Genomic DNA, 21,321 nt, shown 5'->3' on the forward strand with positions numbered 1-21,321 from the left:
GGTTTTTAGTGGATGTTCAATAATCGGAGCGGTGGCATGATGGACGGGTTAAATCGAGCGGGTTATGCGGGATATTGTCCAGGCCTTGTTGACCGGCATTTGGAATAAAGAGTATGCTGGAAGAACAATGTTAAAAGAGGGGACGGTCTTGAAAGTGCCTGGCAATATCGATGAATACTATCCCGCCCGCGGCCGGGTTGTGCTGCATGTCGATATGAACGCATTTTATTGCTCCGTACATGAAGCTGAGGAGCCCGAGAAATACCGCAATCGGCCGACAGCAGTAGCGGGCAGCGTGGAGCTGCGCAAGGGCGTAATCGTAACGTGCTCGTATACAGCCCGGAAGCGTGGCATTTCCACGGGCATGACGGTAAGCCAAGGATTGAAGAAATGTCCCGACCTGATTGTGATCCAGCCGAATTTCCATTTGTACCGGAGATACTCCAGGGCGTTCATGGATATTGCTTACGGGTATACACCCTTGATGCAAGCCGTTTCGATCGATGAATGCTATTTGGATATTACCGGGTCGAAGCAGTTCGGTACTCCACTGGATATCGCGCAAGAAATTCAATCCAGAATTGCCCTTGAGCTAGGACTTCCCTGCTCCATCGGGATCGCTCCCAATAAGCTCCTTGCCAAAATGGCCTCCGATATGAAGAAGCCGAACGGGATTACGGTTTTGCGGATCCGAGACGTCCCCGCGCTATTATGGGATAAACCCTGCAATGAGTTGTTCGGTATCGGGAGCAAAACGGCGGAGAAGCTCAAACGGATGAGGATCTTCACGATCGGTCAGCTTGCGGCAGCCGACGAACGGCAGCTTGTCGAGAAATTTGGCGTAACCGGCCATTGGATGAAGCAGGCGGCCCATGGACTCGATGATTCTCCTGTGATGGAAGACCGCGAGAAGAACAAATCGATCGGCCATACGACGACCCTGCCGCAGGATATCCGAAATTTGGACGAGATCCAGCGGGTATTTCTCAATTTGGCGGATCAGGTAACCCGCCGGCTGCGGCGGCAGAAGATGATGGCGCAAACGGTTCAAATTACGATCCGTACGCCGGATATGAAGACGATCACGCGCTCGCAAACTCTGGAAACGGTCATTGACCGGGCAGAGGAGGTATACCGTGAAGCCTGCAAGCTGTACCAGCGGCATTGGAACGGGGAGAAGCCGGTCCGCTTGCTTGGAATTACGCTGCAAAACCTGGTGATGAAAGAGGAATCTGCTCTGCAGCTTGATCTGTTTGATTATGAGGAGCAGCCCCGTAAAGAATCGTTGACGAAAACCATGGATTTGTTGCGTGATAAATTTGGCGAGAATGCGGTTTTGACCGCGGGAATGCTGACGAACGATCCTTCCGCGCTAATCCGGAACCATAAAATTCGCGGGACGTCGCTCCAGACTGACTTCTTGCGGAAGCCGCAGGACGAATCCTGATTTTCGATTGGTATAATACGGAATTTGAATTGAAATTGCTTTCACTTTATATTATATTGAACTTGGTGACAAACTAAGAACCGGACTTGTACCGTTTATTCAGGAGGCAGAAGAGATGGCTAAATATACTTGGGTTGAAAAAGATACTTGCATCGCTTGCGGCGCATGCGGCGCTACGGCACCCGACATCTACGATTACGACGATGAGGGTCTGGCCGAAGTCATTTACAACAGTGACGCTAACCGAGGCGTAACCGAAATTCCAGACGATTTGTTTGATGATCTGCAGGATGCTTGCGATGGATGCCCGACCGACTCCATCAAGATTGCGGACACTCCTTTCAATAAAGAAGGCTAATTCTCGTCGGCAAATCAAGTTTCCCAAGAAGGCCCCCGCGTTTAAAGCGGGGGCCTTCTTTTTATGATGCTGGCTTTTTAGGTCCTAAGTCGTGATTTTCACTCCGCTGGCTTCATAACTTTGCAACGGCCATTTCTTTGCCGATATAGTTAATAGTGGAAGTAGTAGATTACAATTTTGTCCATGTGGAGGATGACGATGAGCCATTCGGGTTATCTCAAGAAATACGTGGAGAATCACCCTAAAAATAAAATGGCCTGGTATCTGTTGGGAAAGGAATACGAAGCGACCGGCCAAGAAGGCAAAGCGCATTATTGTTACATACAGGCGGGAAGTGTATATGAGGCCTTTGAATCCAGCAAGCTACCGGCCGACCTTTGGAAGGAATACCAGGAGAACCTGCTGCGAGAATCCAGACGTAAGGAAAAACATATTCAGTTGCTGAGAAAAACCGGGTTGGCCTTCGTGCTGCTCTTATTAATCTGGTTGCCTTCCGCGTATGCTCCGGGACATATCATGTCAGCGGGAGGTGCCGTAGATAAACTGGAGGAAGAAGCCGAACCTTTGAGCCAGGATTCCGTCACGCCTTTGAATAGTAAACCGGCAGGGCAATCACAATTGGACAAACCTCCGGCAAAGCTTGCTTATACGGCGGAAACTTATTTCGGCGAAGCCGGGGACAAGCACAAGGCATTGGGAAATGTTTTTGAGGACGGTAAGGCTGAGGAGGCCCTGGAGACCGCGGTGCTTGGAATGAAACGGTCCGGAAAGTGGGCGGTATGGTCCGAAGACATGCCTGTCGTTTACGGGTTGACCCAAAGCCCGGCAAGCGGCATGTTGGAGGTTCAGTCCTACGACGCTAAAGCCTGCGATTGCGAGCCGCCGGATGTATCCAGGCTCCAGAAGGACGCCCCAGCATGGATCGCCCGCCAGGAGTCATTGGCGGTTCTTGCTTCGGCCATACAGCAGTTCAAGCAATCGGAAGGCAAATGGCCTGAAAACCTGAAGGGGTTGACGGGAACTTTTCCGAATAACTGGATTGCAGGCAGCGACCCAATCATGCAGGAAGCGTTCGAGCCGATGCTGGGAATGCTTAAGAAGCAGAGCGTAAACGGGGATAAGGATGTAAGTACTGCCGGCGGTGGTCAAGCGGGAGAAGCTGCGGGAAAACCGCTGAACGGGTATTGGAGTTCGGGGGAAGAACCGTTCTTCACGAAACCGCTGGAGGCAATTGTGGACTCGAAGACCCATACTTTGGCGGTTGTAAGCGGAAATATTATCATTAGAAGTTATAAGGTAGGTCTCGGGGGAGACAAGACGCCGGAAGGAAGTTTCCGAATTTCGGATAAAGTCGTGAATCCGAACGGCCGGGATGACGGCGAATTCGGGAGTCGCGGCATGCAACTTTCGGACACGAATTATGCGATTCATGGGACGAATGAGCCGGATAGCATTGGCAAGGATCAGTCCCTGGGCTGTGTCCGGATGTCGAAGAAGGATGTGGAGGAACTGTTTGATCTGCTTCCAAGGGGTTCGAAAGTAACGATTGGAAAGGGGATTCTTCCGAAGCTGGAATTGGTTCCCGAAGAGCGTTTTGCCCTTAGTGACCGCCAGGATCAGACCAATCCCCATCGTACATACCACTGGCTGGATTAAAGCTGCGCGATCACGATGACGGCGGCAACCACGATAATCAGAGCGGCGATGACCGAGCTTGTCCAGATGAGCGCCTTTTTGTTGACTTCATCCTTCTTTTGCTGCAGTGTTGGAGGTTTGCGTTTCGTTGACATCGGTTAATCCCCTTCCTTAAATTACAGAAGTATATTCTTCATTGTAATGGCTTTCATAACAAATTTCCATATTCATGTTTCCGCATTTTCGGCAGAGATAAACTTTTCTTTTGCGCCGGAAACCGCTAAACTGGATATGGAGTTTTTTTGTGAGGACAGAAATGATCGGAGTGAAATGAAACAGTGTTGTATCGCCATTTGGGGAAACCTATATTTTTTAAATTGGATCCGGAAAAAGCCCATCATCTTGTGATCGGCGGTCTACATACAGCGGCTAAAGTCCCGGGCATGGTTCCGCTGATGCGCGGCATGTACGGAACCTCAAAGGCGCCGGAATTGTCTACGGAATTGTTCGGCGTTCCTTTTCCTTCCCCTGTAGGACTTGCGGCAGGGCTTGATAAAAATGCCGATGCGGTGGAAGGCTTCTCCGCGATCGGATTCGGTTTTATGGAAGTGGGGACGGTTACGCCCAAAGCCCAGCCGGGCAACGAGCAGCCACGGTTGTTCCGGCTTCCGCCGGAGGAGGCTTTAATCAACCGCATGGGCTTCAACAACCGCGGAGCGGAAGGGATGGCGGAGCGGCTTGCAGCACTAAAATCAAGGCCGATTCCGGTTGCGGTCAATATTGGGAAGAATAAGATCACCCCGAATGAAGACGCGCATCTGGACTATAAGCATTGTATCTCTGTGTTATATCCTTACGCCGACTTTTTTGTGGTGAACATCAGTTCACCGAATACCCCGGACTTGCGTAATCTGCAGCATGGGAACGAGTTGTCGGTTCTTCTGGAAGCGGTAAAGGAAGAAATGGCGATCCAGGCCAAGCGTCATGGAAAGAGTAAGGCCGTGCTCGTAAAAATCGCTCCCGATGTTAGCGATGACGAGTTGGAATTTATGGTCGCTACGATTCAAAAGAGCGGAGTATCCGGCTTGATCGCGACGAACACGACGATTTCCCGCGAGGGCTTGACCCACGCGAACGCAAAGGAAACCGGTGGCCTCAGCGGGAAGCCGCTGCGCGAAAGGTCGACCGACATCATTTCACGGGTTTACCGCCAGACCGGAGGCAAGCTGCCGATTATTGGATCGGGCGGCATATTCACCGCGGCCGACGCGTACGAGAAAATCCGTGCCGGCGCCAGTCTGGTGGAAATATATACAGCTTTGATTTATGAAGGACCTGAAATTAACCGCAAACTGCATCGCGGGCTGCGGGAACTGCTGAGACGGGACGGCTTCGCCCATATATCCGAAGCGGTCGGGGCCGACCATCGCTAACGGCAGAGAAGACAGGAGGCACACGCAATGGACAATAGAGATTGGGGAACTTTTTTGCTTCCTTACGAGCAAACGGTTGAGGAACTGAAGGTTAAATTCAAAACGATGCGGTCCGAGTTGAAGAAGCGTGAGGAATACGCTCCGATTGAATTTGTGACCGGCAGGGTCAAGAAGATTTCAAGCATTCTCGATAAGGCTAAAAGATTGGACGTCTCGATGGACGATCTGGAGACGGGGATCGAGGATATCGCGGGTATTCGGATCATGTGCCAGTTCGTGGAGGACATCCGCCGCGTAGCGCAATATATCCGACTGCGCAAGGATCTGACCGTACTGTATGAGAAAGATTACATTACGAATTACAAGGAAAGCGGATATCGCAGCTTCCATATGATCGTGGAATACCCGGTACAGACGGCGCTCGGCCAAAAAAACGTGCTCGCCGAAATCCAAATCCGGACACTGGCGATGAATTTCTGGGCGACGATTGAACATTCCCTGAACTATAAATTTAAAGAGAGTCTGCCAGATGAGATGAGGAAGCGTCTGAAGAAAGCTGCCGAGGCGGCGAATGTGCTGGATAATGAAATGTCCAGCATCCGTCAGGAGATTCTGATCGCGCAGAAGAGCTTCGAGGACAATTCGAATATCGTCTCCCAGTTGCTTGCGGCGATCCATCAGTTGTATTTTTACCATCTCGTTTCCGAAGCGATCGATGCGCAGGAGCGGTTTGACCGCTTGTGGCAAAACCATGATATGGAAGGGATGAAGGATCTGCTCGCCGGGGTCAAAGGCTTGATCAAGGCTTCCAAAAAAGTGGAGGAGCCCGGAGATGAGCTATGAGCCGCTGTACGTGGCTTACCTGATCTATTTTAATCGGGACCGGGATTATTTCGAGTGCCATGAGGTGCTGGAAGAACTCTGGCTTAAGCTGGACAGGGAGCCGCTGTATAAAGGGCTGCTTCAGGTAGCGGTCGGTTTGTATCATTTCCGGAACGGTAACGTCACGGGCGGGAGAAAGATGCTGCGCTCCGCAACGGAACGGCTTGCGCCGTATCCCGCAGACGCGCTTGGGATCGATCTTGGCCGCTTAAGAAGCGAGGCGGAGGTCTATGCGGGCAGGCTGGAGAATTATGACCGGGAGCCGTTTGATTATTATGACCTGAGCATCGAGTTGCGGGACCCCATTCTGATCCAGGCGGTAGAGCAAGCGTCTCAGCATATCGCGCCGAATATTCCGCAGCAGCGCGGCCCCCGCCGGGGAGCCAAGCATGAAGCGCGTGAAGCGAATAAACAACGGAATTGATTCGTGCGGAATCGGAAAGATGCAGCTACTCCCCAGGAGCGGCTGCATTTTGCATGTTTATGTTACAATACATCTGTTGGCTGGAGGTGGAACTAAGTCTATGAGTGAAGGAAAAAAGACGCAACGCATCGATAAGATCCTCGGTAATTTGGGATACGGTTCCCGCTCCGACATTAAGAAAATGGTGAAGCAGGGAAGAATTTCGCTCAATGGGACCGTGGTCAAAGACAGCGGAATCCAGAGCAACCCGAACACGGATGTGATCGAGGTTGACGGAGAGAAGATTTTTTACCGGGAATTTGTCTATATTATGCTGCACAAACCGCCGGGTGTAATCTCGGCGACCGAGGACTTGCGCGAGAGAACGGTATTGGACTTGCTGCCTGTGGATTTTCGGGTGTTTTCGCCCTTCCCCGTCGGACGGTTAGATAAGGATACCGAAGGGTTGCTGCTCCTGACGAACGACGGGCAGCTCGCACATGATTTGCTCTCTCCGAGAAAGCATGTACCCAAAACGTATTTAGCCGACTGTGTAGGCCGGATCGGGGATCGTGAAGCCGAATTGTTCGCCGCAGGCGTTGAACTGGACGACGGATATGTAACGCTGCCGGCCCGGATGGAAGTGGCGGAGCATGGCACCTATGAGGATGGTCAGGCAAGAACGCGAATCTTCCTCACGATCTCGGAGGGGAAATTCCATCAGGTCAAACGGATGCTTGAGGCTGTTGGCTCGAAGGTCACCTATCTGAAGCGGATATCGATGGGCCCGCTCTTGCTGGATGAAGAGCTGCCGATCGGTGAATTCCGCGAGTTGACCGGGCAGGAATTGGAGTCGCTGCGTTCCTATAAAAATAAACAGAACATGATTTGAGCGGCGTGACAGGGGGTGCCCTGCGCTGGGATCATGCACGAAGGAGTTTAGAGATGAAATACAAACTGATTGCTCTGGATGTCGACGGTACTCTTTTGAATGATGATCATGAACTGTCGCCGGGAACGGCGGAAACGATCAAGCGGATTGCGGAGCAAGGGACGGAATTTGTGCTTTGCACCGGGCGCGCTCCGGTCAACTCGATTCCTTTTATGCGGGAAATGGGCTTAAAAGGGTATGTAATAACCCATAACGGAGCTGCAACCGTTGATGTGCAAACCGAGGAGATCGTGCATGAATTCGCCTTGGACCCTAAAGGGCTGGATCGGTATATTGATTATTGCCGCGAGAAAGGCGTGCATTATGACGTCAACACCACATTTTCTTTGTATGTACAGGGGGCGTCGGGTCTCAGCAAGGAAGCGCTCGATATGTACCATCTTTATATGATGGAACCGAAGGATCTTCCGGAATGGGCCGATTTCAAGGAACCGATCGTGAAAATGACGATTACGGCGGAAATGCAGCAACTGGATGCGATACATGCGGACTGGAATCTTTGGCCTCAGGAGTTTAACGTTTTACGGAGCGGCGACTTTTTTATCGATATCATGCATAAAGAAGCGTCAAAGGGCGCAGCTCTGAAAAAACTGGCCGAAAAACGCGGCATCCCGGCGGAAGAAGTGATGGCGATCGGCAATTATTACAACGATTTAACGATGTTGACCTTTGCCGGACTCGGCGTGGCTATGGATAATTCCCCGCTCGAGGTTAAAGCGGCGGCAAATGCAGTTACGGCATCCAACAATGAAGAAGGGGTCAAGCTGGCCTTGGAAAAATATTGCTTTGAGGAGTCCGTTAAATAATCAGCGATAGCCGGTAACTAAAAAAAGACCGCCGAGCCATAAGCTCCGCGGTTTTTCAATCTCAGGTGGTCTGTGCGTTACAGGACCCAAGCGCGGGAAACGATAACCAGCAAAATGAAAAGCACCAGAATAGCTCCTGTCGAAGTGAAGCCGCCGTGAATTTCACCCATTGTTATTCCTCCCCTATTTTACGGTTTAATCCCGTCGTTTGGCGGGATATTGTATTGTATGCAAAGCGTGGTAGACGGTATGGACAGAAGTCCTCTTTGTTACGGAATTAGGATATGGCCTTGCCTCCTGTCCCTCTAATTGCCTAATTGGCTCACTGTCATTCAAGAAAATTGGAGGTTTCCGGAACTTCTTGCGAGGTTGAAACGTCATATTAATGTGTGTATGGGTAGGGTTTCCTAATTTTCATAATGGAGGTATTGCTCGATGGTATTCAAATCAAAAATTCACGCTATGGTGTCCATTGCCGCCCTGGCCGTCACGATCGCCGGTTCGCTTCCGTTCTCATCTCCGGCGTCGGCAAGCGGTTCTCTTGCTCAAGTCTCAAGCGGGATAAAGGTCACTATGAACGGCGATGAATTTCAGCCGAATTCTGCTCCCTACATCAAAAAAGGCACGGTTTATTTGCCATTGCGGGATATTGGAGAGCTGCTCGGGAGCGTTGTATTCTGGAACTCCTCTTCCAAAACAGTGACGATGACTTATCCGGAGTTGACGGTTAAACTGAATTACGGCTCAGAGAAAGCGACTGTGAACGGCAAAGCGAAAACCTTGACGGCGCCGCTCGGTTTGGTCAATGGAAGGATTTATGTTCCGCTGCGCTTTTTGTCCGAAGCGACCGGAGCTGATGTTAAATGGAATGCCAAGACACAAACGGTAAGCATTTCCCAATCGAATGAAATCGTGAAGGGGATTGGGGTCAACAGCAACATTTGGTTGAAGCGGGGAACCGGAGAACTTTATATTGCCCACCCATATGAACAAGCCCCGGTTAAGGTCGGAAAAGTGGATGCGGATTTCAAGGAATTGATATCGCTGAATATGTTTATGACAAGCAATGGAAATATGCTGTTGACGATTATGGATAATCACGGAGAGCCTCATATCAATTACGACGTATATGGAGTTCTCGTGCGTAACAACGCCATCGTGAGCCAAAAGAAAGCAAGCTATTTCCAGCGTTATGAAGAAAATGAGATTTACTATCAATATTTGGACGAGGCAAAGAATGAGTATGTTGAGCGTACTTTGCTGACGGACGGCAGGACGCTGAGCGTGTTCGATTCCGAAGGCAAAGAGGTTGAGAAATATGATCTGCCTACCTTGGCCGGCAAAGATGAGAACTATGCGGTTCTGGGAGCGGGCAAGGATTATCTGGTCGTCAGGCCGAACCGAAGTGGATTTGTTACGGTTATTGACCTGAAAAACAACACGAAGGTGGAAATGTACGATAAGGTGTTGACAGGCGATGATCTGGACTACGCCCGGAACAATGATGTCCCTTACCATGGAGATATCCTGGGGTATCTGGGCGAAGATACTTCGACCGGAAACCTTCTGTTCAGTTACGACAGTCCGTTCGACAATAAGCCGATTAAAGTGTTTACTTATAACCTGAAAACCGGGAAAACGGGTACCCATTCCGAATGACATATGTATAGCGGTATTAAATTCAAATAAAAATGACGGTGCAGAGATGATAAATCTTCGCGCCGTCATTTTTATGTTGAGAATGCGATTCAAAGCCGATTTATCCGGGCCACCGCAGGCCTTTGGGCAGGTGATTTTTGAGCTGGCCACCGCTCGCCTTGCCCCAGCCGAGCGGGAAGCACTCCCCGCCGCAGGCGATGGCGACCAGGCACCAGCCGCGCAAATCTTCAGGTACGGGGAGCGTTTCCCCGTGGAGATAGGCGGTGACGGAAGGTGAGTCCGCCGCGAGTGTCCAGACGCGGACGGCATCGTCACCGGCGGCGCTTGACGCCATGGCCAGTGCGTGTGCGGGCATAAACCGGCCCTTGTGATACTCGCCGAGCTGGAGACCGGCACGCGGAATCTTTAGGCCGGTGAGACGCTCCGCATTCAAGGCGAGCCCCTCGCTGCGGGGCAGCAGGTACAGCGCTTCGCCGAACAGGATCGGCTCGCCGTCCGCGGCGAAGCCGGGAAGCTCGTCCGCGGCAAAGGCGCGGAACGCGTCCAAGGCGGCAGCGGTATCGCGGCCGCCGGCGGACTTGCCGCCTTGTCCGGCGCGATGGCGGCTGCCTGCACGCTCGGAACGCTTCTTGCTGTCCTTGTCTCGCCCAGGCTCCGCCTGCAGCGAGTTCTCGGCCACCGCCCCGTCGGCGGTTCGTTCCAGCAAGGCAACATAATGGCCTTCGCCTTCCTGGAGATGCGGCCAAATTCGTTTCTCGGCGCTCAGCTTGAGGAAGGGATACTCCGTCAGTAAACGGGAGATCGTGTCTTCATTTTCGCGCCGGTTGAAGGTGCAGGTGGAATAAGCCAGCTTGCCGCCCGGCTTCAGCATGGCGACCGCGTCACGCAGGATATCCCATTGACGCGCGGCGCATAGCTCCACTGCGTCCGGAGACCATTCTTCTACGGCATCAGGGTCTTTGCGGAACATACCCTCTCCGGAGCATGGGGCATCCAGCATAATGCGGTCGAACGTGAGCGGAAAGCGGGAGGAAAGCTCTGCCGGGGTTGCGTTGGTAACCACGGTTCCTCGGATCCCCATGCGTTCCACATTCTCGGCGAGAATCCGTGCGCGCTGCGGATGGATTTCATTGCTGATCAGCAGCCCTTCGCCCTTCATTTTGGCGGCGATTTGCGTTGTTTTACCGCCGGGGGCGGCCGCCAGGTCCAATATGGTTTCACCGGGCTGAGGATTTAACAGTTCAACGGCCGACATGGCCGAGGGCTCCTGAATATAATAAAGTCCGGCCGCATGATACGGATGCTTGCCTGGGCGGTTGTTGCCCTCATAATAGTAGCCCGAATCGCACCACGGCACAGGACGAAGCCCGAACAGCTCCGATATTTCTCCGGCTGCGGCCGAATCGGGGCTCAGTTTCAAGGTGTTGAGGCGAAGCCCGTAGGTCCGCTGAGCTTCGTAACTGTGGAAAAACGACTTACTATCGGCTTCCCCCAGCATAGCTGAGACCTGGGCGCGAAATGCGTCAGGCAGGGTTGGCTTGGTCATCGGCGATATGCTCCTTTTTACAGGTTGTTCAAAAAGTCATCTTTCCAGGACGAAGCAGATCATGAAGCGGATTCGACGTCGAATCTTGAATTCAGCCGGGCCTTCCGTTGCTCACGTACCTAATGTACGCTCCGCTACTCAGTCCCTATCTTCTTCCAACCTTCTCGGTCCTGGAAACCTGACTTTTTGAACTTGATCTTTTACAAGAAATGTTACTTTCGCAGTTTAACATAACCTTTTTTATTCTCAAAAGGGGAATGGATGTTCCGTCCTGCCTATGGCATAATGGAGAAGCAAGCGGTTCATCCGCAAACTAGAAAGAGAAGCAAAGGAGAACCCTTATGAAATTGCTGCAAGCTTTGTTTTTTCCTCCGGAACAGCCGGGGGGCGTATCGTCGATGATTCCTTATCTGCAAGAGCGATTCAAGGCTCCCCATTGGGAGATGGAGCTGTTCTCGCTGCCCAAGCGGATTCGCTCCAAAGGCAGCGGCCCCGTGGAATTTCAAACGTTCGATTGGCATGAATTTGAAGAGAGCCCGATCGTGCAAAAATATGTTCAAACGTACCGTGATTATCTCTGGTGGACGAGGCTGCGGCTTCAACGCTCCTATGATCTGATCCATGCCCATCACCCGATCGCGGGTTTGGCGATGAAAGAGGTTTTTCCGGAAACGCCGGTGATTCAGAGCATTCATTCCAGCTATGAGCGGGAATTGATTCTGAACGGACGGATAGAGGAGAACGGCCTCGAACACCGGTTTCTTACTTCCCTATATAAAGAGATGGAGCACAAAACTGACAGAATGTATACGGTCTCCCGCTCTTTTCGCGATTATTTAAGTCCCTATGTGACTCAGCCTGAAAATATTGGCATTATCCCGAACGGTTTCGATGAGAAACGGTTCAAACCGGTGCCGCATGAGAATGAAGTCGCACAATTGGTTACTGTGTGCCGTCTCGTCCCTGCAAAAGGGCTCGATATCCTGCTGCAGGCTTGTTCCGAGCTCAAGTCGAGAGGGCTGAATTATGTCCTGCATATTATCGGCGACGGTCCGATCCGCAAGGAACTGGAAGAATTGGCCCAACGGCTCGGCATTTATGATGAGACGATTTTTTATGGATATACGCTGCATCCCGAAGAATTTATGCCCTTTTTCGATATATTTGTGCTTCCTTCCCGCGCGGAGGCGTTCGGGTCGGTATTTGCGGAGGCTGCGCTTTGCTCGCTGGCCCTCGTAGGCTCTGAGGTCGGCGGGATTGCGGAGCAAATCGTAGACGGCTCGAACGGGCTGCTGGTACCGCCTGAGGATCCCATCCGTTTGGCAGACGCACTGGAGAAGGTCATCGTCGATCCCGCCTATCGCTATGAGTTGGCCCGGTCGGGATCGGATTATGCGAAAAACCATTATTCCCTGAATCGGGTAGTTCACGAGCTGAAAAAACTGTATTTGCAATTTGACCGATGAAAGAGTGAATTATATGCCAGCATTTCGATTTATCCATGCGGCCGATCTGCATCTGGACACCCCGTTCTCGGGAATGACCGGGTTGCCGGACCGGCTGCGCAGCCATCTTCGGGAGTCCACCTTCGCCGCGCTCGGCGATTTGGTGGACCTTGCCGTGTCCGAAGCGGCGGATTTCCTGGTGGTCAGCGGCGATATATATGATGCGTCGGATTCCTCGCTCCGGGCCCAACTGCGGCTTAAGGAAGCATGGGATAAGTTAGAGCGGCACGGAATTCCGGTGTACATCATCCATGGGAACCACGATCCGCTAAGCAGCAGCCGGATGCGCCTCTCCAGCCCGTCTAATGTGACGGTCTTCGGAGGCAGCCGGCCTGAAAGCGTTACGGCACGACGGCGCAGCGACGGACAACCTGTCGCGGTGGTCAGCGGGATATCCTATCCGACGGCATCGGTAACGGAGAATACATCGCTTCTGTTTCGGCGGGATCCCGATTCCGCTCTCTTTCATATTGCGCTTCTGCATGCCAACGTGGACGGACAGGAAGGCCACGATGCCTATTCCCCTTGTTCGCTGAAGGATTTGCGGGACTCTGGCTATGATTACTGGGCGCTTGGGCATATTCACAAGCGTCAGGTACTTAGTATGTCCCCGTGGGTTGTATACCCAGGCAATCTGCAGGGCCGAAGTTTAAAAGAAACCGGGCCGAAGGGCTGTTATATCGTGGATGTCCCGGAGGACGGGAAAGCCGTTCTCCATTTCCGCGAGCTGGACCATGTCCGGTGGACCGAACTGGAAGTGCCGATCGGAGATCTGCCCACGGAAGAGGCCTGGAAGGAGCGGGTGGAAGAACTGCTGGAGGACTCGAGGGATCCGGCGGGCGGCAAAACCGGTATTATCCGGTTTACGTTTACCGGACGCGGACCGCTGCATCATATGCTCCAATCAGGCCGGGAATGCGCTGATTTGCTGCTGGAGCTGCAGCGCCGGGAGAGCATGCGGATGGAGGACGATCCGTCGACCGCTCTACAAGGTGTGGTGTGGCCCGTCGGTTTTAAGGTAAAGACGGGCGTGGATTTTGACAGGAGCCAATTGGTCCAGGAGGACAGCTTCCTCGGCGAACTGCTGAGGCTGGCGGACGAGGCCGAGAAGAAGCCGGAACTGAGGGATTCACTGGTGGATTCCGCGCTTGCGCCTCTCCAGGAGCACCGTTATTTGCGCGGACTGATGAAATCGCTGGGTTCCGAGGAGCGGCTGGATTTGTTGCAGCGGGCCCAGGAGCTGGCCTCCTCCCTGCTGACCGAAGAGGGACCTAAGGGAGGGAACGCCTGATGCGATTGGAGAAGCTGCAAGTTAGCGGATTTGGCCATTTGCATGGCCTTCAGGTGGAGCTCGGTGGTCCGGTAACCGTGCTATACGGCCCGAACGAAGCCGGGAAGAGCACGCTGCTGGGCTTTGTCCGGGCCATGCTATTTGGTATCCCCTCGCGGACGTACGGACCGCAACGGTATGAACCGGTCGGCGGTGGAACGCACGGCGGGATGCTTGCCGTTTCCGGCGACGACGGAACGCGCTGGCTGATCGAGCGCTACGCCCAGCCACCGGAAGGGGCCGGCCTATCGGGCGCACGGGGGGACCGGCTGCGGATTACCCGCACCGGCGCGGACGGGCAGCTCCTTGAGCTGTCTCAGGAGGAGATGCAGCGCGAGCTGCTTGGCGGCATGTCCAAGGAAATGTTCCGCCAGCTGTTCGCGGTCTCCCTTACGGAGCTGCAAGAGGTGTCGGCGCTTCAATCGGAGGAGATGAGCCGCTTCCTGTTCCACGCGGGGATCGGCGGAGGCGCCGCCGTCCTGCGCGGCGAGAAGAAGCTTGTCCAGGAAATGGACAAGCTGTACCGGCCGCGGGGACGGAACCAGGAGATAGCGCAGATCCTGCAAGCCGTGGAACGGCTCGAGCGCCAGGCCGGCGCGGCCAAATCGCTGCTTCCGCGCTATCAGGAGGTGCTCCGGGAGCTGGAGGAGGTTGACGCCGGTTTAGCAACGGTCGAAGCGGCACTGTCCGAACGCGGACGGGCGGCTTCTCTCCTGAAGAAGGCGGCCTCCAGCGGGCCGGATTGGATCAGGCTGGAGGCGCTGCGGGCCGAGCTGGACGGGCTGCCGGAGCGCAGTCCTTTTCCGGAGCAGGGGCTGTCCCGCTGGCAGAGTCTGCAGGAGGAGAAAGAACGCCTGCGGCTCGAGTCAGGCGAGTTGAGAAGGAGAATCGCCGCGCTGCAAGGCGAGGAGAATGCTCTCGCTTTGCAGCCGGATGTGCTTAAACGGGAGGCCGGGCTTCGCGCTTTGGCCGGTCGGCTGCCCTCGTATGAGAGCGGGCTGCAGGACCTCGTCGGGCTCCGAGCGGAAGCGGAGCAGATGCAGGCCAAGCTGGATCAGGTTTTGCGGAGCATTCATGCCGACTGGACCGCGGAGCGGCTGCGGGCTTTTGCGGGAACCGTTGGTGAGCGGGAGACGGTGCGGCAGTATATGAGCCGTTTTCATGCTTATGACAAGGAAATGGACATGCTTCAAAATGAGCGGTACAAGCTCGAACGCGAAGCGGCTGGTCTGAAGTCCGCGTATATTCAGGCTGCGCAGCGGCTTGAGGAGAGCAGGGAGGCCGGACGCCGTCAGTTTGCGGACTTAGTCCCGGCGGAGCGATTGCAGATCCGTGAGTTGTGGAACGAGATCAGCGTGCTGCTTGACCGGTGGCGGGCAGCAGCGGCTTCCCGGCAGGAGGACCGGCGAGCGGCGGAAGCGGAGCAGGCTGCGCAAGCGCGAGTTCGTTCCCTGTACGGCCGGCTACTGGCCGGGACGGCTATCCTGACGATATTGCTCCCCGCTGCGCTGTGGTTCACGACGAAATCCGGCTGGAGCGCTTTGCTCGGCGGAATTGTCCTCTTGGGCTTCGATGTGTATCTGGCATCCGGTTTATTGTCGGGAAGCCGGAATCAAGCGGATGGCAGGAGAATGCGTCGCCGCAGCATTCACGGCGAGGCGCCCCTATCGTCCTCACCGGATGAGCGGAGACTGCGGGAGCTGTTGCCCCGGCTTATCACGCACCCTCTGTCGGCTGCGGGGCGTGTAGATGCCGGCTGGGTCGACGTCGAGCCTCAGGCATTGGAAGAGGAGGAACGCGGGCTCCGCAAGCTGATGGAGAATTGGCAGCTGTGGGATCAGCGGCATGAAGCTTTGGAAACGGCAGCCGAGGATTGCCTGTTTAAGGCGGAAGGAAAAGCGCGGGAACTGGAAGGATTGGAGCGAGAAATGTCTCGAAGGGAATCCCATCTTGCCGGGCTCTCGCAGGAATGGGAAGAATGGCTGCAGGAGCGGCATTTACACGGCGAGCTGTCCCCGGAGGCGGCGCTGGATGTGTTCCGGCTCGCCGAGCAAGGCCGGGATTGGCTCGGACGGCTGGATGCTCTGTCCCTCAAGATGACCGCTTTGCAGGAAGCGGCCGATGCATTCGAAAGGGATTGCCGGGAATGGACCGGAGATCGGAATGGATCCCCTGTCTGGAACGCTTCCTCCGAGCTGCGCAGAGCTCTGGCAGAGCTGGAAATTCAGCTTGACTTGAAGGCAAGGCGCGAGCGGCTTGCGGACAAGCGAATCCCTTTGGAAGAGGAGCTTGGACGAAACATGGATCGGCAGGAAGCGGTTCAGGCCGCCGAGCGCCACCTGCTCGAGGAAAGTGGAGCGGCAGATGGAGAAGCATATTTGCGCTACGGGGCCGAAGCGGAGCGAAAGCAGCAACTTCAGTCCGAGCTGCGACAAGCGGAGCTTGTGCTGTTCAGTTCGATGAGTGAGCCTCAGCGGGTTGAATTGGAGGAGTTGCTGCGCGGTCAGGAGGAGGAAATACTGACACGGTCCGCGGAAGCGGCTAGGATGAAGCTCGAGGAAGCAGAAGCCGAGCGTAGGCAGCTGCAAGAACGGCGAGGCCGGCTGCTGCAAGAGCAAGAGAGCCTGGAGGCAAGGGGCCTTCAGGAGGATCTGCAGCAGCAGCTAGCGGAACAGCAGGCCGCGCTGGACGGGGCGGTTGACCGCTATGCGGTCATGGCGGTATGCAACGAGTTGATTACGCGGGTCCGCAAAATTTACGAGGAAGAGCGCCAGCCTCAGGTTCTTCAAGCCGCGTCAGCCTATTTGGCGGAAATGACCGGCGGGACCTACCGGCGCATCCTTATGAAGATGGGAAGCCAGGAATTGATGGCGGAACACCGGGATCATGGCCCGATCAGCAGCTCGTACTTAAGCCGCGGCACGGCCGAACAATTGTATCTGGCCATGAGGCTGGCTCTCTCTGGAGCTGTGTCCGGCCAAGCCGCGATGCCCGTCCTGCTTGACGATTTGTTCGTGAATTTCGATGCGGCACGCATGGAAGGCACCTTGTCGGTGCTGAAGCGAATTTCGGAGCGGCACCAAGTGATCATGATGACATGCCATGCTCATGTGGTTGATAGCGTTAAAGCCCAGTTTCCGGGAGCGCAGATCATTGAGATGTCTTAATCCGCGTAAAGAGCGCATTGTGCGGCCGGATGCTACGACCTATCGTTTGGCCGATACAATCCTAACATGACCGCCCAGAGCAGGCTGAACAAACCAAACGCGGGATAGAGGATAGACAAGAGCGCGCTGAATCCGAACTGGCTTGTCAGATAGCAGATGATCAGAATACTGATGGAGATCAGTTTCGGAGAGATTTTCAGGCGTTGCTTCAATTGGAGGGTTACCCCGTATACATCGGCGACGAACGTACTGAAGATCTCCATAAAAATGAGAACGATATAAATGAGCTGAATGACGGTGCCTAGCTGTTGGGCGATGCTGCCCATTGGAATTTCGAACTGGACGATGCCGGGCATGTAGGCCGAGAGGGCGAAATGTCCCGCCATCAGCATAAACCCGACGCCCGCACCGCCGAGAATGCCGCCCCAAACGATGGTTCTGCGGCTCTCCGTATGGCTGCCGATCGGGACCAGCACGGCTTGGGCCATCGACAAATTAAAGGCGGTATACATCAGCGGTGAGGCCCAGGCGGCGAGCAAAGGAGCATCTGTGGTAATGGTGAAGAACCGCGACGCCCCCGGGGAGCCCGCGGTATTGAAAATGATGGCCAGCGACAAGGTCAGCATCATGGGAACGACGATGGAATTCAGCTTCATAACGCCCCCGATGCCTCGTCCAAGCAACAGATAGGTACAAATGAGCGTGATCCACAAGCCGATCTGATAATGCATTCCGAAATGCTCCATAAATACCGATCCGGCTCCAGCCAGCATCACGCTGTTGACGCCGATCAGAACAACCATGGTAAACAGGCTTAGACTTTGGCCGATCCGGTCGCCGAATAGCTTGCGGTTGAGATCCTCATACGATTCCGCTTTGATTTGTCTCGCCAGCAGCATCATTTTGGTGCCCAGCCAAATGAACAGAACCGTTGACAGGAGGATGGTCAAGGCCGCCCATTTGCCGTATCGGGTAAAAAACTGGAGTATTTCCTGGCCTGTAGCAAAGCCGGCGCCGACGACGGTGCCGATATAAGTGAAAGCGATTTGCATAACTTTTACGGCATTTTTCATGGTTTTCCCCCCGGCCGATGTGCTATATATAGTACAAGGTATGTTGTCCGGGAACGGGACATGACTCAAACTCTAAATGAGATCTAGTTCGGGAGGAAATGGAATGGAGAAATTGAAACAAGCAATCGTGGAGCAGGGCGTGGTCGTATCGGATCAGGTATTGAAGCTGGATGCGCTGCTGAATCACCAGGTCGATCCGGCGCTGACGATGGAAATGGGCAAACAATTTGCGGAACGGTTCCGGGATGACGGCGTAACCCGGGTAGTTACGGTTGAATCCTCAGGAATTGCCGTCGCTTTTGCTACGGCCTATGAGCTTGGGGTGCCGCTGGTATTTGCCCGCCGCAAAAAAACGCTGCTCGCTGAACCGGACATGCTATGCGAACGGGTTCCTTCGTTTACGAAGGGCATCGTGACGGATATATTGATTTCCCGGGAATTTATTTCGCCGGATGACCGGATTCTGTTCATCGACGACATTATCGCAAATGGAGATGCAGCCAGAGGTCTCGTGAAAATCATTGAACGTTCCGGAGCAACGTTGGTCGGCGCAGGTATCGTGGTCGAAAAATGCTTCCAGCTCGGTGCGAATGCGTTGCGCGAGCAGGGAGTGCGTTTGGAGTCGCTCGCTAAAATCGCTTCGCTTGAGGGCGGAGACATCATTTTCGCGGACTAGAACGAAAACATGAAAATTAATTGGTTCCAATTTTGCAACAGTTCTTTGCAGGCCTCTTTTTTTTCGTTATAATGAGGATTACTAGGGAGAGGAGGCTTACAAAATGGGGAATGAATCTGTAGTGAACGCGGAATTTTTTATTTCAAAATTGTCCGAAGCCAAGGTGACTTTCGAGCGTGCCCTGGATTGCAAACATACGGAATTTGATGACCTTTATCCCTATATGCTTGAGCATCCCCAGTTCTTCTGGTATAAGCGCTACGTGGCCTGGTCACAACTGCTGACGATCGCGGGGCTGTGCGAGGAACTCGGTGTTGCCTGGAAAGAGGAGTTCAGTCCGCAGCAGGTTGTTTACTTGCAGCAACGGGTCATGTCCGCGAAAGTGCTTGATTTCTGGTTTGAGAAGAACGACAGCAAGGAGCATGCTCAGCGTTAAGGGTGTATCACAATTAGCCGCAGGCTGGTCGGTCGGTTCTTGATGAGACTAAGTGATGCCGGATAGAAAGTATGGAATATTCAAGGACTCCGTCAGTTTGCTGCGGAGTCTTTTTTTGTTAAGATAATGAATGTAAGTTTCTTATAAGGCGGTGATTTGCAATGATTTCCGATGAAGAGTTGAATGAATATAGATTGTCCGGGGAAAAGGTGCGCGTTGTGAGGGACGCGATCCCCGAGAACGATATCCGGGGCATTGTCGTCGCGTGGGATGAAACTCATGTATTGATTCGAAGACCGAACCGGAACGTAGTCAAGCTGGACCGGAGCTATAGCTACCGTCCTTCCCGGGAACCGAGGGTTTTGCCGGAGGAATAGCATATTTTTGGCATGGCGGGACAACGTAAGGTAGGAAGTTAATCTCCTGCAGAAAGGAAGCTAATACCTTATGTCACTCGTCAACGACAAAATCAAGGCTTATAAAGATCAGATCAGTCATTACGGAGAAGCGGTTCCCGGTGCGACGGAGGCTTACCATGCCTTTACCGGAGAAAGCTTTGGCGACGGAGTGCTGGATGCAAAGACGAAGCAACTCATTGCCCTAGGCATTGCGTTGTCCACCAACAATGAAGTGTGCACGTATTATCACGCCTCTGAAGCCAAATCCAAAGGAGCGTCCGAAGCGGAGCTTCTGGAGACGGTAGCCGTCGCCTCGGCGGCACTGGCCGGAAATGCTTTGTCTCAGGGCGTGATCCGGGTTCAGGAAGCCTTGGGGGAAACTCCGATTAACTAGCGCCGTGGCAAGATACTAGTGTGTTTACCCAAGGAAACCGTAATGAAAATATAAAAATTACCGGTTCAAGGTGCCCCTGCAGATGAAAGTATTGGTCTGTAGGGGTGTTTTTTTACGATCAGAACGACGACTTGTTGATCACATTGGAAGAGGAACCCCAGCGCTTCCTAAATAGGCTCGGATCCGGAAAGAAGTTTCCCTCTGGAGAGCCTGCCACGATATTTTCATGTGACCCCGATATTCTCTGCAGAGATATTCGGCTTCAACCCCTTGATCGTCCTGGTGTAGTCCGATTAATGTGATTCCGAGTTGTTGGAGCTCCGCCCCAATCTCTTCCTGAATCAAACATGCGCGTTGTTCTGCGATATGGATCATATCTGTATAAAGTTCTGGATTCCTCAAAGCGCTGCATTCTTTTAAAACACGGGCATCACGCTGCAAAATACGACGGGTGATTAGGAGTAGAATTACGCTTCGAATTAGCACCAATTCTTCGTCCGTTATGCCGGGAACCTTCATTTGAACACCACCTTTGTATACATATCATATTTATAAGGGGAACTTGTGTTCCTATTTTAACCCGATTCCCATGAGATTAAAAGTGCTTGAACTAAATTTCTGTTGACTCGCAATAACCGGCGTGGTATATTATATCTTGTCGCTGCGGAAAACACTTTCCTGCAAGTCAGACAACATGCGGTCGTGGCGGAATTGGCAGACGCGCACGGTTCAGGTCCGTGTGGGCTAACCCCCGTGGAGGTTCGAGTCCTCTCGACCGCACCATACATAACATGCTAAACTCCAGAGAAATCTGGAGTTTTTTTGTTTTTCTTCCGCAAGAACGGGCAGGTGAGTTGCCTCTTTTTTTGAAGGAAATGTCTCGACGGATCAAGATATTTATGACATTTACGGAGCGCTGGACGACAAGATCAGAGGAGAAGTTTGGAAAAAGCTTTTAATAATCCATATATTGACAACAACGCAAAATCATGATATTTTCTTGTTGGAAAACCGGTTTCCCTTTGTGGTGAAATTATATGAACCTGGAAGGAGCTGAGCGGAAGCGTAAGGTTCGCGAAAGGAATAAAATCGGCAAGCCGGAGTTCGCAGCCGGACAAACAGTAGCATACAACAGTGGCAGGTTGGCAGATAAGAGTAACGGGAAGAGAGACGAACTACCTTTTGTAAGCGCTTTATAAATCAAAGGAGGGATTAAATTGA

Annotated in this window: 21 protein-coding genes and 1 tRNA gene; 17 read left to right on the forward strand and 5 right to left on the reverse strand. The window is 53.3% G+C overall.

Annotated features, from left to right (window positions below):
* The first annotated feature begins 127 nt into the window (after positions 1-127).
* From KJS57_RS10900 to KJS57_RS10910, 3 genes are all read left to right on the forward strand, one after another.
* Positions 128-1,447 carry a DNA polymerase IV gene (locus KJS57_RS10900; RefSeq protein ID WP_213654971.1) on the forward strand — a complete coding sequence of 440 codons (1,320 nt, stop codon included), beginning with the start codon at positions 128-130 and terminating at the stop codon, positions 1,445-1,447.
* Between the two features lie 115 nt (positions 1,448-1,562).
* A complete protein-coding gene (locus KJS57_RS10905; protein ID WP_211021095.1) occupies positions 1,563-1,805 on the forward strand; it encodes a ferredoxin in 243 nt (80 codons plus the stop codon).
* Positions 1,806-2,003: 198 nt separating this feature from the next.
* On the forward strand, positions 2,004-3,461 hold the full coding sequence (locus KJS57_RS10910) for a L,D-transpeptidase family protein (RefSeq protein ID WP_213654800.1): 1,458 nt from the start codon (positions 2,004-2,006) through the stop codon (positions 3,459-3,461).
* Here the strand turns inward: KJS57_RS10910 and KJS57_RS10915 are convergent.
* The gene (locus KJS57_RS10915; protein ID WP_211021096.1) at positions 3,458-3,595 is read right to left on the reverse strand and encodes a hypothetical protein; all 138 of its coding nucleotides are present in this window, start codon (positions 3,593-3,595) and stop codon (positions 3,458-3,460) included. The genes KJS57_RS10910 and KJS57_RS10915 overlap by 4 nt on opposite strands.
* Before the next feature lie 183 nt (positions 3,596-3,778).
* Between KJS57_RS10915 and KJS57_RS10920 the strand changes: the two genes are divergently transcribed.
* From KJS57_RS10920 to KJS57_RS10940, 5 genes are all read left to right on the forward strand, one after another.
* The gene (locus KJS57_RS10920; RefSeq protein ID WP_213654801.1) at positions 3,779-4,873 is read left to right on the forward strand and encodes a quinone-dependent dihydroorotate dehydrogenase; all 1,095 of its coding nucleotides are present in this window, start codon (positions 3,779-3,781) and stop codon (positions 4,871-4,873) included.
* A 27-nt stretch (positions 4,874-4,900) separates the two neighbouring features.
* Positions 4,901-5,716, forward strand: a complete 816-nt coding sequence (yjbM, locus tag KJS57_RS10925) for a GTP diphosphokinase (RefSeq protein WP_211021098.1) — start codon at positions 4,901-4,903, stop codon at positions 5,714-5,716.
* Positions 5,706-6,179, forward strand: coding sequence for a DUF309 domain-containing protein (locus tag KJS57_RS10930; protein WP_213654802.1), 474 nt, complete (start codon positions 5,706-5,708; stop codon positions 6,177-6,179). The genes yjbM and KJS57_RS10930 overlap by 11 nt, the downstream gene beginning before the upstream one ends.
* Before the next feature lie 100 nt (positions 6,180-6,279).
* Positions 6,280-7,050, forward strand: coding sequence for a pseudouridine synthase (locus tag KJS57_RS10935; protein WP_211021100.1), 771 nt, complete (start codon positions 6,280-6,282; stop codon positions 7,048-7,050).
* A 53-nt stretch (positions 7,051-7,103) separates the two neighbouring features.
* Entirely contained in the window at positions 7,104-7,916 is an 813-nt protein-coding gene (locus tag KJS57_RS10940) for a Cof-type HAD-IIB family hydrolase (RefSeq protein WP_213654803.1), read from the forward strand.
* 77 nt (positions 7,917-7,993) lie between these two features.
* Here the strand turns inward: KJS57_RS10940 and KJS57_RS10945 are convergent, their stop codons facing one another.
* Positions 7,994-8,086, reverse strand: coding sequence for a YjcZ family sporulation protein (locus KJS57_RS10945; RefSeq protein WP_213654804.1), 93 nt, complete (start codon positions 8,084-8,086; stop codon positions 7,994-7,996).
* Between the two features lie 265 nt (positions 8,087-8,351).
* On the opposite strand from KJS57_RS10945, the gene KJS57_RS10950 reads away from it, so the two are divergent.
* Positions 8,352-9,575, forward strand: a complete 1,224-nt coding sequence (locus tag KJS57_RS10950; RefSeq protein WP_213654805.1) for a copper amine oxidase N-terminal domain-containing protein — start codon at positions 8,352-8,354, stop codon at positions 9,573-9,575.
* A gap of 100 nt (positions 9,576-9,675) precedes the next feature.
* Here the strand turns inward: KJS57_RS10950 and KJS57_RS10955 are convergent, their stop codons facing one another.
* Positions 9,676-11,121, reverse strand: coding sequence for an RsmB/NOP family class I SAM-dependent RNA methyltransferase (locus KJS57_RS10955; RefSeq protein ID WP_213654806.1), 1,446 nt, complete (start codon positions 11,119-11,121; stop codon positions 9,676-9,678).
* 341 nt (positions 11,122-11,462) lie between these two features.
* Here KJS57_RS10955 and KJS57_RS10960 point away from each other — a divergent pair, with 341 nt between their 5' ends.
* The 3 genes from KJS57_RS10960 to KJS57_RS10970 are packed head-to-tail and all read left to right on the forward strand — an operon-like array spanning position 11,463 to position 17,123.
* A complete protein-coding gene (locus KJS57_RS10960) occupies positions 11,463-12,587 on the forward strand; it encodes a glycosyltransferase family 4 protein (RefSeq protein ID WP_213654807.1) in 1,125 nt (374 codons plus the stop codon).
* A gap of 13 nt (positions 12,588-12,600) precedes the next feature.
* Positions 12,601-13,917, forward strand: a complete 1,317-nt coding sequence (locus KJS57_RS10965; protein ID WP_213654808.1) for a metallophosphoesterase family protein — start codon at positions 12,601-12,603, stop codon at positions 13,915-13,917.
* The gene (locus KJS57_RS10970) at positions 13,917-17,123 is read left to right on the forward strand and encodes an AAA family ATPase (RefSeq protein ID WP_213654809.1); all 3,207 of its coding nucleotides are present in this window, start codon (positions 13,917-13,919) and stop codon (positions 17,121-17,123) included. Before KJS57_RS10965 ends, KJS57_RS10970 begins: the two co-directional genes overlap by 1 nt.
* Positions 17,124-17,155: 32 nt before the next feature.
* Here KJS57_RS10970 and KJS57_RS10975 read toward each other — a convergent pair whose 3' ends face one another.
* Positions 17,156-18,196 carry a YkvI family membrane protein gene (locus tag KJS57_RS10975; protein ID WP_213654810.1) on the reverse strand — a complete coding sequence of 347 codons (1,041 nt, stop codon included), beginning with the start codon at positions 18,194-18,196 and terminating at the stop codon, positions 17,156-17,158.
* Positions 18,197-18,299: 103 nt separating this feature from the next.
* Between KJS57_RS10975 and KJS57_RS10980 the strand changes: the two genes are divergently transcribed.
* The 4 genes from KJS57_RS10980 to KJS57_RS10995 all read left to right on the forward strand — a co-directional run bounded on the left by KJS57_RS10980 (position 18,300) and on the right by KJS57_RS10995 (position 20,100).
* Positions 18,300-18,872 (forward strand): xanthine phosphoribosyltransferase, encoded by a 573-nt coding sequence (locus tag KJS57_RS10980; RefSeq protein ID WP_211021109.1) that lies wholly within the window; start codon positions 18,300-18,302, stop codon positions 18,870-18,872.
* A 103-nt stretch (positions 18,873-18,975) separates the two neighbouring features.
* Positions 18,976-19,308, forward strand: coding sequence for a hypothetical protein (locus tag KJS57_RS10985; RefSeq protein WP_211021110.1), 333 nt, complete (start codon positions 18,976-18,978; stop codon positions 19,306-19,308).
* A 161-nt stretch (positions 19,309-19,469) separates the two neighbouring features.
* The gene (locus KJS57_RS10990; RefSeq protein ID WP_211021111.1) at positions 19,470-19,685 is read left to right on the forward strand and encodes a hypothetical protein; all 216 of its coding nucleotides are present in this window, start codon (positions 19,470-19,472) and stop codon (positions 19,683-19,685) included.
* Positions 19,686-19,755: 70 nt separating this feature from the next.
* Positions 19,756-20,100 (forward strand): carboxymuconolactone decarboxylase family protein, encoded by a 345-nt coding sequence (locus KJS57_RS10995; protein WP_211021112.1) that lies wholly within the window; start codon positions 19,756-19,758, stop codon positions 20,098-20,100.
* Positions 20,101-20,238: 138 nt separating this feature from the next.
* Here KJS57_RS10995 and KJS57_RS11000 read toward each other — a convergent pair whose 3' ends face one another.
* Positions 20,239-20,619 carry a YhjD family protein gene (locus tag KJS57_RS11000; RefSeq protein ID WP_213654811.1) on the reverse strand — a complete coding sequence of 127 codons (381 nt, stop codon included), beginning with the start codon at positions 20,617-20,619 and terminating at the stop codon, positions 20,239-20,241.
* 177 nt (positions 20,620-20,796) lie between these two features.
* On the opposite strand from KJS57_RS11000, the gene KJS57_RS11005 reads away from it, so the two are divergent.
* Positions 20,797-20,883, forward strand: a tRNA-Leu gene (locus KJS57_RS11005).
* Positions 20,884-21,321: the final 438 nt, after the last annotated feature.

This window comes from Paenibacillus vini (assembly GCF_018403325.1).
Classification (GTDB): Bacteria; Bacillota; Bacilli; order Paenibacillales; family Paenibacillaceae; genus Fontibacillus; species Fontibacillus vini.

What these genes read in the sequence shown, in the direction of transcription:
- KJS57_RS10975 (WP_213654810.1), bottom strand. Translation starts at nt 18,196, where the DNA reads ATGAAAAATGCCGTAAAAGTTATGCAAATCGCTTTCACTTATATCGGC.
- KJS57_RS10960 (WP_213654807.1), top strand. Translation starts at nt 11,463, where the DNA reads ATGAAATTGCTGCAAGCTTTGTTTTTTCCTCCGGAACAGCCGGGGGGC.
- KJS57_RS10935 (WP_211021100.1), top strand. Translation starts at nt 6,280, where the DNA reads ATGAGTGAAGGAAAAAAGACGCAACGCATCGATAAGATCCTCGGTAAT.
- yjbM (WP_211021098.1), top strand. Translation starts at nt 4,901, where the DNA reads ATGGACAATAGAGATTGGGGAACTTTTTTGCTTCCTTACGAGCAAACG.
- KJS57_RS10970 (WP_213654809.1), top strand. Translation starts at nt 13,917, where the DNA reads ATGCGATTGGAGAAGCTGCAAGTTAGCGGATTTGGCCATTTGCATGGC.
- KJS57_RS10930 (WP_213654802.1), top strand. Translation starts at nt 5,706, where the DNA reads ATGAGCTATGAGCCGCTGTACGTGGCTTACCTGATCTATTTTAATCGG.
- KJS57_RS10905 (WP_211021095.1), top strand. Translation starts at nt 1,563, where the DNA reads ATGGCTAAATATACTTGGGTTGAAAAAGATACTTGCATCGCTTGCGGC.
- KJS57_RS10940 (WP_213654803.1), top strand. Translation starts at nt 7,104, where the DNA reads ATGAAATACAAACTGATTGCTCTGGATGTCGACGGTACTCTTTTGAAT.
- KJS57_RS10995 (WP_211021112.1), top strand. Translation starts at nt 19,756, where the DNA reads ATGTCACTCGTCAACGACAAAATCAAGGCTTATAAAGATCAGATCAGT.
- KJS57_RS10915 (WP_211021096.1), bottom strand. Translation starts at nt 3,595, where the DNA reads ATGTCAACGAAACGCAAACCTCCAACACTGCAGCAAAAGAAGGATGAA.
- KJS57_RS10910 (WP_213654800.1), top strand. Translation starts at nt 2,004, where the DNA reads ATGAGCCATTCGGGTTATCTCAAGAAATACGTGGAGAATCACCCTAAA.
- KJS57_RS10900 (WP_213654971.1), top strand. Translation starts at nt 128, where the DNA reads ATGTTAAAAGAGGGGACGGTCTTGAAAGTGCCTGGCAATATCGATGAA.
- KJS57_RS10950 (WP_213654805.1), top strand. Translation starts at nt 8,352, where the DNA reads ATGGTATTCAAATCAAAAATTCACGCTATGGTGTCCATTGCCGCCCTG.
- KJS57_RS10955 (WP_213654806.1), bottom strand. Translation starts at nt 11,121, where the DNA reads ATGACCAAGCCAACCCTGCCTGACGCATTTCGCGCCCAGGTCTCAGCT.
- KJS57_RS11000 (WP_213654811.1), bottom strand. Translation starts at nt 20,619, where the DNA reads ATGAAGGTTCCCGGCATAACGGACGAAGAATTGGTGCTAATTCGAAGC.
- KJS57_RS10965 (WP_213654808.1), top strand. Translation starts at nt 12,601, where the DNA reads ATGCCAGCATTTCGATTTATCCATGCGGCCGATCTGCATCTGGACACC.
- KJS57_RS10990 (WP_211021111.1), top strand. Translation starts at nt 19,470, where the DNA reads ATGATTTCCGATGAAGAGTTGAATGAATATAGATTGTCCGGGGAAAAG.
- KJS57_RS10985 (WP_211021110.1), top strand. Translation starts at nt 18,976, where the DNA reads ATGGGGAATGAATCTGTAGTGAACGCGGAATTTTTTATTTCAAAATTG.
- KJS57_RS10980 (WP_211021109.1), top strand. Translation starts at nt 18,300, where the DNA reads ATGGAGAAATTGAAACAAGCAATCGTGGAGCAGGGCGTGGTCGTATCG.
- KJS57_RS10945 (WP_213654804.1), bottom strand. Translation starts at nt 8,086, where the DNA reads ATGGGTGAAATTCACGGCGGCTTCACTTCGACAGGAGCTATTCTGGTG.